General features: G+C 45.0%; 10 protein-coding genes. 3 read left to right on the top strand and 7 right to left on the bottom strand.

Translation table 11 applies throughout. The annotated features are described in order from the left end of the window. Nucleotides 1-144 precede the first annotated feature (144 nt). Entirely contained in the window at nucleotides 145-1542 is a 1398-nt protein-coding gene (locus KUA48_RS05205; RefSeq protein ID WP_218433340.1) for a hypothetical protein, read from the top strand. Between the two features lie 83 nt (nucleotides 1543-1625). Further along, nucleotides 1626-1805, top strand: coding sequence for a WYL domain-containing protein (locus tag KUA48_RS05200; RefSeq protein ID WP_218433338.1), 180 nt, complete (start codon nucleotides 1626-1628; stop codon nucleotides 1803-1805). 55 nt (nucleotides 1806-1860) lie between these two features. Here KUA48_RS05200 and KUA48_RS05195 read toward each other — a convergent pair whose 3' ends face one another. From KUA48_RS05195 to alaS, 4 genes are all read right to left on the bottom strand, one after another. Then, nucleotides 1861-3066 (bottom strand): ATP-binding protein, encoded by a 1206-nt coding sequence (locus tag KUA48_RS05195; RefSeq protein WP_218433336.1) that lies wholly within the window; start codon nucleotides 3064-3066, stop codon nucleotides 1861-1863. 146 nt (nucleotides 3067-3212) lie between these two features. Beyond that, the gene (locus KUA48_RS05190; protein ID WP_218433334.1) at nucleotides 3213-3725 is read right to left on the bottom strand and encodes a gamma carbonic anhydrase family protein; all 513 of its coding nucleotides are present in this window, start codon (nucleotides 3723-3725) and stop codon (nucleotides 3213-3215) included. Nucleotides 3726-3784: 59 nt separating this feature from the next. Then, entirely contained in the window at nucleotides 3785-4909 is a 1125-nt protein-coding gene (locus tag KUA48_RS05185; protein ID WP_218433333.1) for an ATP-binding protein, read from the bottom strand. Nucleotides 4910-5245: 336 nt separating this feature from the next. Next, complete coding sequence (gene alaS, locus KUA48_RS05180; protein ID WP_218433331.1) at nucleotides 5246-7909, bottom strand: alanine--tRNA ligase; 2664 nt, start codon at nucleotides 7907-7909, stop codon at nucleotides 5246-5248. Between the two features lie 177 nt (nucleotides 7910-8086). Here alaS and KUA48_RS05175 point away from each other — a divergent pair, with 177 nt between their 5' ends. After that, nucleotides 8087-8434, top strand: coding sequence for a MerR family transcriptional regulator (locus KUA48_RS05175; protein ID WP_022121419.1), 348 nt, complete (start codon nucleotides 8087-8089; stop codon nucleotides 8432-8434). A 28-nt stretch (nucleotides 8435-8462) separates the two neighbouring features. On the opposite strand, the gene KUA48_RS05170 is transcribed toward KUA48_RS05175, so the two are convergent. The 3 genes from KUA48_RS05170 to KUA48_RS05160 all read right to left on the bottom strand — a co-directional run bounded on the left by KUA48_RS05170 (nucleotide 8463) and on the right by KUA48_RS05160 (nucleotide 13295). After that, the gene (locus KUA48_RS05170; protein WP_218433329.1) at nucleotides 8463-9452 is read right to left on the bottom strand and encodes a pectinesterase family protein; all 990 of its coding nucleotides are present in this window, start codon (nucleotides 9450-9452) and stop codon (nucleotides 8463-8465) included. 136 nt (nucleotides 9453-9588) lie between these two features. Continuing rightward, a complete protein-coding gene (locus KUA48_RS05165; RefSeq protein WP_369503327.1) occupies nucleotides 9589-11871 on the bottom strand; it encodes a bifunctional (p)ppGpp synthetase/guanosine-3',5'-bis(diphosphate) 3'-pyrophosphohydrolase in 2283 nt (760 codons plus the stop codon). Between the two features lie 65 nt (nucleotides 11872-11936). Further along, nucleotides 11937-13295 (bottom strand): lytic transglycosylase domain-containing protein, encoded by a 1359-nt coding sequence (locus tag KUA48_RS05160; RefSeq protein ID WP_218433327.1) that lies wholly within the window; start codon nucleotides 13293-13295, stop codon nucleotides 11937-11939. Nucleotides 13296-13313: the final 18 nt, after the last annotated feature.

The following is a 13313-nucleotide window of genomic DNA, read 5'->3' as shown; positions in this document are numbered from 1 at the left end:
AATAATAGTTGCCATATTTTTATCTTTTATAATGGATATAAATCGGAAATATTTTATTTTTATCTTCTATAAAATACAAAAAAGGAGTTCCCTATGCAATATAGTTTTAGATAATCCGTTATCTAACAATCCGCAAAAACGAAAATGCTGATAATCTTTGTGGATGTAGTAAGATTTGAAGCAAAAAGTGTAACATCAAAACGATTAATTATGAGAAGAATTGCATTTTATCCAGTAGGAGGCGAGCGTGTTAGTCTACCAGAGAGGCATATCAAGGCTTATGTAGACGATTATTGTCACGAGTTTGGACAGACGGATACAGACACAAAGTTGATGCATCTGCTTTATGTTGCCGACAAGGGCTTTGATATTTTATCGCATATTCGTGAGTTTTTAGACAATCATCCTGAGATTGCCCAAGATAGTATCAAGCAAACATTGGCGTATTTCGTTTCGCATCTTAGATACCCTGAAGGCGATAGATATGTGGATGACCGGTTTGCAATGGCTAATTATCTTAAAGAAACACTTAGCTTAGAGAAGGTGTTGGATCTTCTCATGATGGAGATTAGATTGAGATTCTCTTATACAGAAGACGATAAGTCTGTAAATTTTACGCAGAAATATCTTAGATGGGATAGATTGGCTTCGTTGAAAAAGTCTTTGACAAGTGAAGAACTACTCAAACGAATTGTCAATCCGTCAGGATTTTACTGCGTTTCAGAATCAGATATTGTTAAAGAAAATCTTTGGCCTACGCTGGTTGGAGAATATATGCGTTCTCATTGGTATAATGAGGATATAAAGATAGTCTATCCAAATCCTTATGAAGAACAGGTAATAGATGAGTTCAACCGAAATGCAAAGGAAGATTATAAGTATGTACTTGGTGCTCCTGCTGAGCCATGGAGAGGTAACCCGCTCAAGGCGAAAGTTGTTATTCTTAGCTTAAATCCTGGATTTAAGTTGGGAGTGAATGATAATGTGCAATATGAAAGATATAGGGCACCTTTAGAGGATGCTATGGCGGAGTTGATCAATACGCTGTCATTTCAAGTGAGAGGATTGCTCACCCCACAGGAATCTTATGTTAAGAGTCATGAAGAGTTCAAGGAAAAATATAGCATGGAGGGTTCCCAAGTCCTTTGTGGCGATGCATTGAATGAAATCGGTGACTATTATTGGTATAACAATATTAATCGCCTCAATATAAATCATCAGAAAGAATATGAGTTTTTCCGAAACTTTGCAATAGTTCAGTATTGTGCTTACACTTCTGTTTCTTTTAAGGATTTTCCAAGGGGTGTTGTGTTGCCATCTCAGGAATTAACGAAGAAACTAATTAGATATTTGGCTTATGAAAGAGAAGATGTGGGGTTTGTTATTATGCGAAGTGCAGCAAAATGGAAGGAATTATTAGATGCTGATGTTTGGGAAAAAATGCAATCACGTCTTATCGTTAATAAGAACATGAGTCAGTCTTTGTCTGAGAATAATCTTGGTAAAAAGAACTTCAATATGCTCATAGAGTATTTGAAATAACTGAAGAAAGGGTACGAGGGTATCTTAGGTTACTTTTTTAAGTATCTTAAGATACATGGCAAAGTATCTTAAGATAGTTAACGATGTATCGGGAATATACCCTCACCATTCGCCCCAGCCGTGATTTCCTTCAGGAACTGTTGTGGCATGGCAGAAATATCATCGTACTGAAGCCTGAGAGCTTGAGGCAGGAGATGATTGGTATCTTAAAGGATATGACGAAGAGTTATGAGACGGGCGAATGCCTGAATGGGGAGGAATAAAAGAATCCTCAGATTGGGAATACACTGTGTGCCCAATCTGAGGAATTCCTGTTATTTATATTCCTTCAGTCAGGAACTTGCGAAGATGCAGGTGCGTGATGCCCTCATCATCATTTTTGGTGAGCAGAGGGGTCATGGAGATAACGTACTTCGGGTAGTTGTCCTTGATGGCACGGAGATTGCCAAACTCACGCTCTCTGGTTGCATCGTCGGCTATGATATAGGAAGCTTGCACGTAGATGCGTTCGCCGCCTGGTTTGGTACATACAAAGTCGATTTCTCCAGCTTGCAGTTGTCCTACATATACTTGATAGCCCAAGCGTATGAGGTTTTGATAGATGATATTCTCTATCACTTTCTCAATGTCTCCTTCACGTGTTCCCCCGGCAATGGCATTTCTGATGCCGTTGTCTTCGAAATAAAACTTATCGTTGGTTTCAAAGATGCGTTTGCCGTGGATGTCATAGCGGTTCACCTTGTGCAGGATATAGGCTTCACAAAGGAAGGATATGTAATTGATGATAGCCGTGGACGTTATAGATTCGCCTTGTGATTTCATATATTTGGCGATACTGTTGGCGGAAATCAACTTACCGGTGTTGTCTGCGAGAAAACGTACTAAATTCTCTAAGAATGGCACGTTTCTTATTTGGTTGCGCATAATGACATCCTTAAGTAAGACGGTATGGTAAATATCCATCTGGTATTCACGTGCATCATCCTCTTCCAGTCCTATCTTTGCCAGACCAGGCAAGCCACCATACTGAATGTACAGAGCAAGTGCTTCGTCATTATCTGATAGTTGATGAAATTCCAGAAACTCGTTATAGCTCAGCGATTGGATATAGATTTCCTTATATCTGCCACCGATGAGTGTGCTCAGTTCATTGCTCAGCATGCGGGCATTGCTACCTGTGATGATAATGTCGGTGTTGGGTTCTGTGCGATAACTTCGAATGGATCGTTCAAATTCCCTGATGTCTTGTATCTCATCGATAAGGATATAGTTATGTTTATCGGACTGAAAGTGCTCTCCGATATAGTCGTTGAGATCCTGATAGGTCTGAATGTTGTCAAACTCTCTTTTCTCCTTATCTATAAAGATGATATTGTTGCAGTCATCTGCCTTCTTGCGGTCACGAATCATTTTCATCATGCAGCTTTTACCTACACGACGTTGACCTACTAATACGATGATAGTCTCCTTACCAAGATACCTTTCTATCTTGTCGATATATGATTGACGAATAATAGTTGCCATATTTTTATCACTTATAAATGAAATTTTCTGCAAATATACGATTTTTATCTTTTATAATGGATGAAAATCCTAAATATTTTGCTTTTATCTTCTATAAAAGATAAAAAATGGCGTTTTATTCTCATTTTATGATAATCATAAAGTGATTATTTATCTTCCTTCAGATACCAGTCTTTGATGTAGCCGGAATAATGTTTGGCAAACTCCTCGGCTTGGCCGGGAGCGCAGGCTTTCACCTTTCTGGCTGGAATACCCGCCCAAATCTCATGTGCAGGAACCTTGGTGCCATGGGTAACTACAGCACCTGCTGCAATGATAGCTCCTTCACCGATATCAGCCTTGTCAAGCACGGTGGCATTCATTCCGATGAGTGCGCCTTTTCTAACGGTAGCTCCATGAACGATGGCACCATGTCCCACAGATACATCATCCTCCAGGATGCAAGGCATCGTACCGGTTTGATGGATGCAGGCGCAATCCTGTACATTCACTCTGTTTCCACATCTGATGGCATCCACGTCAGAGCGCAATACCGCACTATACCAGATGCTGCAGTCATCACCAAGAATACAGTCGCCGGTCAGTACGGCGTTCTCAGCGATAAAACAATTCTTTCCCCATTGAGGATTTTTTCCCTCTACTGTCTTTATAATAGCCATATTGAATATATATTTAAATTTGGGTGCAAAGGTAACAAAAATATTGAAATCACCTTATACTATTTCAGATACTTCTTCAGCCACAAATCGAAGAACTTGTCATATACCACGTAGGCATCATCCTGCTGGGTGATGAAATCTTTCTCCAGCAATCCCTTCAGGGCGGAATTTACAGAGCTTGGCGACGGGAGATGATATTTCTTTGCGAAGGCTCCGCTCTTTACGCTTCTGGCTTCGCCCTCTGCAGAGATGGCGATGAAGACATTGCGCTGCTTTTCTGGCATCTGGCGCAGAAGGGTCTCGTAGGTGTCTGATGCCATGTTGAGATTGTAGTTGATGGCGTCATCTACCATATCCAGAGTGCAGGTACCCTGTTCGGGAGTCTTGAGGAAGAGAACATTCATTACTCGCTGGATGTATGAAGTGACACCACCGAAACGGGCGAAGAGTTCTCCGATAATGGCAGTATCTAGATGTTTGTTGCGCTCCTCGAACTTGGCTGTGGCAAACTCCTTGTATTTCTCAATATCCAGTGGCTTCAGGTTCATCAGCGTTACGCTCTGATAGAATGGGCGGGCAGGAGATGTGAACATTTCTGCCATCAGATGGCGGTGAGAACCCGAGAAGATGAAGTGGGCATTGGTGCAACGCTGAATGTAGGTACGGAGTAAAGCTTCTATGCGGTTGTCGGCATAGTTGGTGATTTGCTGAAACTCGTCGATGGCAACAAGACATGGCTTGTCGGCTTGGTTGAGATAAGCGAATATCTCATCAAGCGTAATTTCGGGATTTACTATGTTGCCGATGCCTATTCCCCAAACTGGAGCCCCGTTGATATCGAAAGAGATTTCTGAACGGAGAGAAGAGAGTGCTATCAGGAATTTCTCCCAAGCGCTTCTGCCTTTAGGGCGAAGTTCATCAATAATGGCTTTGCCGAACATATTGACCAGATCGCTGACGGAATTGGTTGAATAGATGTCTATGATAAAAGTATAATAATCTTTTTGGATGACTGGCTGGGCAAAGCAATGGTGAATCAGCTCTGTCTTTCCGATGCGTCGAGGGGAAATCAGAGCCATGTTATTCTCATTGGTCAGCATCTCTGTGATGTGCTGGGTTTCTTCCACACGGTCGCAGAAGTATTCCGGACCGGCGTAACCATTTGTGACAAAAGGATTCTTCATTACCATATCTATACCTTATTATATATTCAACGGCTGCAAAGATAATGCAAAGGAGCGCAATGTAAGCTTGCTTACAAATTGCCGAGTGCAGCTTATCTTCTGCAAAGATACAACTTTTATTCCGATTATCATAAAGTGATTATCATAAAATGATAATAAAATAAGGAATTTTATCATTTGATGATTATTATAAATTGATAATTATGATATGGAGACCCCTTTAATGTCAATAGAAAAAGGGTTGCAATCCTCGAAAAGATGGATTACAACCCTTTATACCTTAATTATATATAAGAGTTAAGATAACTCTATCAAATATTCATTTGTGGAAGCTGATTACAGTTGAGCCAACTCTACAACCTTATCTACTGCAGCGCTCAAGCCGTCCTTGTTCTTACCGCCAGCCTGAGCATAGTGAGGCTGACCGCCACCGCCGCCCTGAATCAGCTTGGCAGCTTCGCGAATCATCTTACCAGCATTCAAACCGTGATCCTTTACCATATCATCGCTGAACATTACGCTGAGCATAGGCTTGTCGTTATAAACAGAACCTACTACGCAGATCATGTTCTCTGGCAATGCCTCGCGAACCTTGAATACCAAATCCTTGGCAGCTGCTGGCTCCATTGGCAATACGGCTGTAACAACCTTCACACCATTGATTTCTTTTGCATTCTCTACAAGCTTATCCTTGGCACGCTCTACAGCCTGAGCCTGGAACTTCTCAACATCCTTCTTCAAGGCATCGTGCTCGTCGATGTACTTTCTGATGACACCTTCGAGATCCTTGGCGTTGTTGAACAAGCCCTTCAAGGCTACGATGGTATCCTGCAAACCGTAGATAGCCTCCTCGCAAGCCTTGCCAGTCAAAGCCTCGATACGGCGGATGCCGGCTGCTACGCTGCTCTCAGAGATAATCTTGAAGAAACCAATCTTACCTGTGCTCTTGGCATGAATACCACCACAGAACTCGGCAGATGGACCGAAGCGAACCACACGAACCTTGTCGCCATACTTCTCGCCGAAGAGGGCGATAGCGCCAAGTTCCTTAGCCTCCTCAATAGGAGTATCGCGGTGCTCATCCAATGGATAGTCGGCACGGATCATCTCGTTTACCATGTGCTCTACCTTGCGGAGCTCCTCATCAGTTACCTTCTGGAAGTGAGAGAAGTCGAAACGCAAGGTGTCCTTATCTACATAAGAACCCTTCTGCTCTACGTGGTCGCCCAAAACCTGCTTCAGGCAGTAATCGAGCAAGTGGGTAGCTGTATGGTTGGCTGCACTTCCCTCGCGGTTCTTGATATCTACGCAAGCCATGAAATCTGCGTTTACATCCTTTGGCAACTCCTTTACGATGTGGATGCTTTGGTTGTTCTCGCGCTTGGTGTCGATAACCTGGATGGTCTCATTCTCGCTAACGAGTACACCCTTGTCGCCAACCTGTCCACCCATCTCACCATAGAATGGAGTGTTGTCGAGTACCAGCTCATAGAAAGAGTTCTTCTTCTGAGTCACCTTGCGGTAGCGCAGGATGTGGCACTCATATTCTGTATAGTCGTAACCCACGAAGTTCTGGTCGCCTTCTTTCAAAACCTCCCAGTCGCCGTTCTCTACAGCAGCAGCATTGCGGGCACGTTCCTTCTGCTTCTTCATCTCCTCGTCGAAGCCTGCAGCATCTACGGTGTAACCATTCTCACGGCAGATAAGCTCTGTCAGGTCGAGAGGGAAACCGTATGTATCGAAGAGACGGAATGCGCTTACGCCGTCGAGCTGAGTCTCGCCATGAGCCTTGAGCTCGTCCATATCGCCATTGAGGAGGTTGATACCTTTCTCCAATGTGCGGAGGAATGAATCCTCTTCCTCTTTCATCACGCGGGTGATGAGTTCCTGCTGAGCTGGCAACTCTGGGAAGGCTGCACCCATCTGCTCTACCAATACATTGACGAGCTTGTACATGAATGCCTGCTTCTGACCGAGGAATGTGTAAGCGTAACGTACGGCACGGCGCAAAATGCGTCGGATTACGTAACCTGCCTTGGCGTTGCTTGGCAACTGACCATCGGCGATAGAGAAGGCTACGGCACGGAGGTGGTCGGCGCAGACACGCATAGCGATGTCAATCTTCTCCTGCTCATCCTTGCCCTCGCCATTCTCACCAGTAGGAGTAGTGAAGCCATACTTCTTGCCAGAGATAGTCTCGATTTCCTTGATGATTGGCTGGAAGATATCAGTATCATAGTTAGAGTGCTTGTCCTGCAACATGCGAACCAAGCGCTCGAAGCCCATACCTGTATCGATAACGTGCATTGGGAGTGGTTCGAGAGAACCATCAGCCTTGCGGTTGTACTGCATGAACACGATGTTCCAGATTTCGATGACCTGAGGGTTATCCTTGTTTACCAACTCACGGCCTGGCACCTGAGCCTTCTCCTCTGGAGTACGGGAATCCACGTGAATCTCTGAGCAAGGACCGCAAGGACCTGTATCGCCCATCTCCCAGAAGTTGTCGTGCTTGTTACCGTTGATGATGTGGTCGGCTGGCACGTGCTTAGCCCAGTAACCTGCAGCCTCGTTGTCGCGTTCCAGACCTTCCTCCTTGCTACCCTCGAATACGGTAACGTAGAGATCGGCAGGGTTAAGCTTTAAAATTTCAGTAAGATACTCCCATGCCATATCGATGGCACCCTCCTTGAAGTAGTCGCCGAAGCTCCAGTTACCGAGCATCTCGAACATGGTGTGGTGGTAAGTATCGTGACCCACCTCTTCGAGGTCGTTGTGCTTACCGCTTACACGGAGACATTTCTGAGTATCAACACGACGAACATCCTTGCCTGGGTCTTTTGTACCGAGGATGATGTCTTTCCACTGGTTCATACCAGCGTTTGTAAACATCAGCGTTGGGTCATCCTTGATAACCATTGGTGCTGATGGAACAATCTTGTGGCCTTTACCTTCGAAGAATTTCTTGAAGGATTCGCGCACTTCATTAGCTGTCATCATATCTTTTTTATATTTATCTTTAATTTCTTTTTCCTGTTTGGGAGAGGGGATTGAGTGTCCTCTCAGAAAATATTTTTGCCCTTTAGGGCATTTTCTTCCGAAAATCTTTGCAAAGATAAGAAGAATTGTTTAATTTTGCAACTAAATTAATTATTTTTGAAATTAAAGACGGAAAAAATGGCAATAATTCCAGATAAAACAACGAAATTGTACTATTCTATCAAGGAAGTAGGTGAAATGTTTGGTCTAAACGACTCTACGTTGAGATATTGGGAAAAGGAGTTTCCTTTTCTCAAACCGAAGGTTGCTGGCAACAAAGTGCGCCAGTATACCGATAAGGATATTGAGCAGGTAAGGCTCATCTACAACCTTATCAAGGTGAAGGGATTGAAGATTGCGGCTGCCCGTAAGTATCTGAACCAAAACAGAACGGGTGCCGAGAAATCTTCTGAAGTTCTCGACACCCTTATTTCTGTAAGAGACCAGCTCAAAGAACTCAAAAAGCAGCTCGATGGACTGGTTTAGTAACTTTGGACTTTATGATTAGCTAGGGTTACCACGCTTCTTCGCCGAAGACATTCTTGATGGTAACTTTAGATGCTTCTTTCTTGGTGAGCTGACGGCTCCAGGCTACGCGTGCCTTGGTTGCAGCACCTGAACCGTGGTTGTTATATTCGCTGTAGCGGGCTGTCTGTTCGTTGCTATGCTTGCCCCAGTTGTGCCATCCTTCTGGACGGATGTGGCTGCCCATTTCGCAATTCATGAAGAGGGTAGCTGCATAAGGGCGCCATGGGCGGCCCAGATAAACCTTGTCTATACCTGGCTCGGCGGTAAGCTTGCACTTGTTGAATACATAGCCATATTCCTGACCGGCAGGACTGGATGCGGCTGTGATGTAGCTGTTGGCCTTGCTGCGAATCTCACAATTCTCAAACCATGCTCTTCCCGGACCAAAGATGAAATCGGTGGTTCCTTCGATGTAGCAATCATAGAAGGCTGAACGGTTGTTGGCTATACCTGTATAAACGGTATCCTGATTGCCCAGCAGACGGCAGTTCTGAACCAGGATATGATCGCCTTCAAGATGCAGGGAGACAGCTTGTCCCAGTTTGGCAGCATTGTTCTCAATGGTGATGTTCTTCAGGGTGATGTAACTGCCCTGTACCTTCAGGGTATAAGTGCGGAATGTACCCATCGGTTTACCCTTTACAGCAGCTTCTGAATCGAGTCCACCTGTAGGCATCTTGATGTTGGCATGATCGTCCCATGTAATGATAGTGTTATCACGGTCTTCACCACAGATGGTGATGTTGGTGAGCCATGAAGGGAGGATGAGTTTCTCCTTGTACACGCCTTTCTTTACGTAGATTACCTTGCTGTAATCCATGAAAGCACGACATACTTCGATGGCTTCGTCGATGGTGCGGAATTCGCCGGTACCATCACGGGATACTACAATCGTGTCGGGGTTGTCATACTTGTTGGCTGCTGCCAGAGGCAACAGGGTCAACATCATTAAAAATGATAAGAATAATTTTTTCATATTGTTTTTAAGTTTGTTGTTTTGAATCTGTTTTTATAAGATGTTGAAATCTGTATGATTTCATAGAGAATCGCCAGATTTTAAATCCGGCGATTCTCTATTATTTATCTTTTCTTTATTATCATAAACTCCTAAGTTACAGGATCCTCTGTACTTCTTGCAGATCATCAATATTTCGGAGTTGGTTCATAATGGTCTTAACTTCTTCGCGGTCGTGAACACGGAGTTCGATGGTACCGTCGAAGATGCCGTTGTCGCTACTGATAGTTACCTTGTGGATATTGATACCCAACTGGTCGCTAATCACCTTACTTACATCCAGCAGCATGCCCTTACGGTCGATACCCTTGATTTCGATGGTAGCATCGAAGAGTATCTGCTTGTGCATGTCCCATTTGGCATCTACGATGCGGTTGCCGAAACTGGACTTCAGTTTGGCTGCTATGCTGCAAGAGCGCTTATGGATTTCGATGCGGTTCTTGTTGTCGATAAAGCCCATAACGTCATCGCCAGGAATCGCATGGCAGCAGCTAGGGAAGATAAACTGGTTGATGTTCTCCTCGGTCAGGATGAGTGGCTTCTTCTTGTTGAAGTCTTTGCCCACCACGAAAAGATCCTGAGGCTTCACGATGCCTTTTTCTTGAGCCTTCTCCTTGCTCTTGCCCAGGAATGGGATATAATTGCGCCAGCTGCTGGTCTGCTGTTTTTTAGGCTTGCCCTGCAACTCATCGAAGTCTTTATCGCCTAGGATAATCTGATGGTCTCCCAATGACTGGAAGAGGGTTTCAGGCTTCTGGATATTATGAAAATCGCATAGGCGGTCTACCACCGACGCACTCATCTCGATGCTGTTCTTCTTGAGCCATTCGGTGAGTATGTTTTCTCCCTTCTTCTGAACCTCTCGTGAATCGCGGCGCAGGATGGCCAGAATCTTGCTCTTTGCCTTGGCCGAACTGACGAAGTTTACCCATTCTTCCTGTACATGCTGGCTCTTGGAAGTAAGAATCTCAACCTGGTCGCCACTTTGCAGCTTATGGCTCAGCGGAACCAGCTTATGGTTTACCTTGGCTCCGATACAGTGGCTGCCCAGGAAGGTATGAATCTGGAAGGCGAAGTCGAGGGCAGTACAGCCTGCCGGCATCGTCTTGATTTCTCCCTTTGGTGTGAAGACGAAGATTTCTGAAGCATAGAGGTTCAGCTTGATGGCATCGAGGAAGTCCATGGCATCCGGCTGCGGATCGTCCAGAATCTCCTTGATGGTGCTGAGCCAGTCGTTCAGCTCGTTCTCATCTTCTGTATATTCACCTTCGTTTCCTTCTTTGTATTTCCAGTGGGCAGCAAACCCCTTTTCTGCTACCTCGTCCATACGGTCGGAACGGATCTGCACTTCTATCCATCTTCCCTGCTTACTCATCAGGGTAACGTGGAGTGCCTGATAACCGTTTGCTTTCGGATGGTTCAACCAGTCGCGTAGACGGTCAGGATGGCTTTTGTAGATTTTGCTGATGGCTACGTAGATATTGAAACATTCGTTTACTTCGTTTGCTCTTACCTTTGGCGTAAAGATGATGCGCACAGCAAGAATGTCGTAAATCTCATCGAAGGTAACGTGCTTGTTCTGCATCTTGTTCCAAATAGAATAAGGGCTCTTCACACGTGCTTTGATTTTGTATTCTACGCCTAACTTGTCGAGTTCTTCGCGGATAGGTGCAGTAAAACTCTCGAAGAGGGTATCGCGCTGCGATTCGGTATCGGCAAGTTTATGCTCTATGTTGGCATACTCCTGTGGATGGTCGTAGCGGAAGCTGAGGTCTTCGAGTTCGGTCTTGATCTTGTTCAAGCCCAATCGGTTGGCGAGAGGTGCATAAATATACAAGGTTTCGCCCGCAATCTTGTATTGTTTGTTGGCTGGTTGCGATTCCAGCGTGCGCATGTTGTGCAGGCGGTCGCAAATCTTGATAAGGATAACACGGATGTCATCGCTCATAGTGAGCAACAGTTTTTTGAAGTTTTCTGCCTGTGCTGATGCCTTATCGCCGAAGATTCCACCACTGATTTTGGTGAGTCCATCAACGATTTGTGCCACCTTGGCTCCAAAGATGTTTGAGATATCTTCTACTGTGTAGTCGGTATCTTCTACCACATCATGAAGCAGTGCGGCACAGATGCTCGTTGAGCCGAGCCCCATCTCCTCGCAGGCTATCTGAGCCACGGCGATAGGGTGCATGATATATGGTTCGCCCGACAGGCGCACACCTTTGTGCGCCTGTCGGGCGAAATTGAATGCCTTGGTCACTATATCTACCTTCTTGCGGTGTCGCGAACTCAGGTAGGTGTCAAGCAGGTGTTGAAAGGCATCGCCAATCAACTGGTTATCAGCCTGCTCTCTTTCGAGGTCTTTCAAGTTCTGGTCATCCATAGTGGGTCTCTCCAATAAATAATGTTCTTAATTAGACTGAAAAAACTACAGCGGACGTAGTTCTTTTATTTCACTTTGATTTTCTTTCCGGCACGGATACTGTTACCCTTGATGCCGTTCAGTTTGCGCAGTTTCTTAACGGTTGTTCCGTGGCGTGCTGCTATTTCAGAAAGGGTATCACCATTCTTGATGGTAACACTCTTGCTGCCTTGTTTTCTGTTTCTGCCTCGTTTGCTGCTCTTCTTGCTGCGTGAATAAGCACTGTGGCGACTGTAGCTGCTTCGTGGGCGGCTATAGGTAGGCTGTGCATCGTTGACATCTACTATAGCGCGCTTCTGGAAGAGTTCGTCGGCTCTGTAAGCACAGATGCTGTCCTGCTGGTCGATGAAACTACCGATGAGGGTAGATGGAAGACGCAATACCATCGGATGGTTCAATCCGTTGATGATATCATGACGATACTGTGGATTCAGATTGCGCAGGTGCTCGATGTTGATGTTCAGCACTTTGGAAATCTGCTCCAGGTGGATATCTTTTGATACTACGATAGTGTCTGTCTTTACTGGCAGTTCGCTTACCATAGGGCAGATGTTATGATCGCAGTAGTAGTTCATGATGTAGTTGGCAGCGATGAAAGCTGGTACATATCCACGTGTTTCCTTTGGCAGATATGGATAGATGTTCCAGTAGTCGGCGTTGCCTTTTGCACGATGGATGGCCTTGTTGACATTGGTTGGACCGCAGTTGTAAGCTGCAATCACGAGGCTCCAATCGTCGAATATTTTGTACAGGTCGCTCAGATAGTGAGCGGCTGCATAGGATGCTTTTACCGGGTCGCGGCGTTCATCGATGAGTGAGTTTACTTCCAGACCATATCGCTTGCCGGTAGGCAGCATAAACTGCCATAAACCTGTGGCACCAACGCGTGATACAGCTTTAGGGTTAAGTGCCGATTCGATAACTGGCAGATATTTCAGTTCCAGTGGCAGGTTGTAAGCCTCTAATGCCTCTTCGAAAATAGGCATGTAGAAGTTGCTTGCTCCCAACATGAAACTTACCGAACGGCGTAGTTTGCCGCTGTATCGGTCTATGAATTTCTGTACTACCTCATTGTATGGCATTTCGATGATGGTAGGCATTCTCTTCAGACGGTCGATATACACTTCCTTCTCAAAGACAGGGTTTACATCGCGGTATTTGCAGGTTGTATCTGCCATCATGTAAGTCTGTGCATTGTAAAGGTGGAGCAGGCTATCGAGGTTATCTTCCATTCCCTCAGGTACTTCGATTTCCTCCTGCTTTCCGTCTTTGTCGGTAACGGTGATGATATCATCGTTATCTGTTTCTTCTGTAACGTCGGTTTGGGCATGAATGCCTTGTAAGCTGAACAGCATCGCTGCTGCCATGACTAGTATTTTCTTCATATTGATGTTTTATCTCGT

Origin of the sequence: Segatella copri, assembly GCF_019249795.2 — a bacterium.
Lineage (GTDB): Bacteria > Bacteroidota > Bacteroidia > Bacteroidales > Bacteroidaceae > Prevotella > Prevotella copri_B.
Note: the sequence above shows the minus strand (reverse complement) of the source record. Positions and strands in the feature narration are given on the sequence as shown.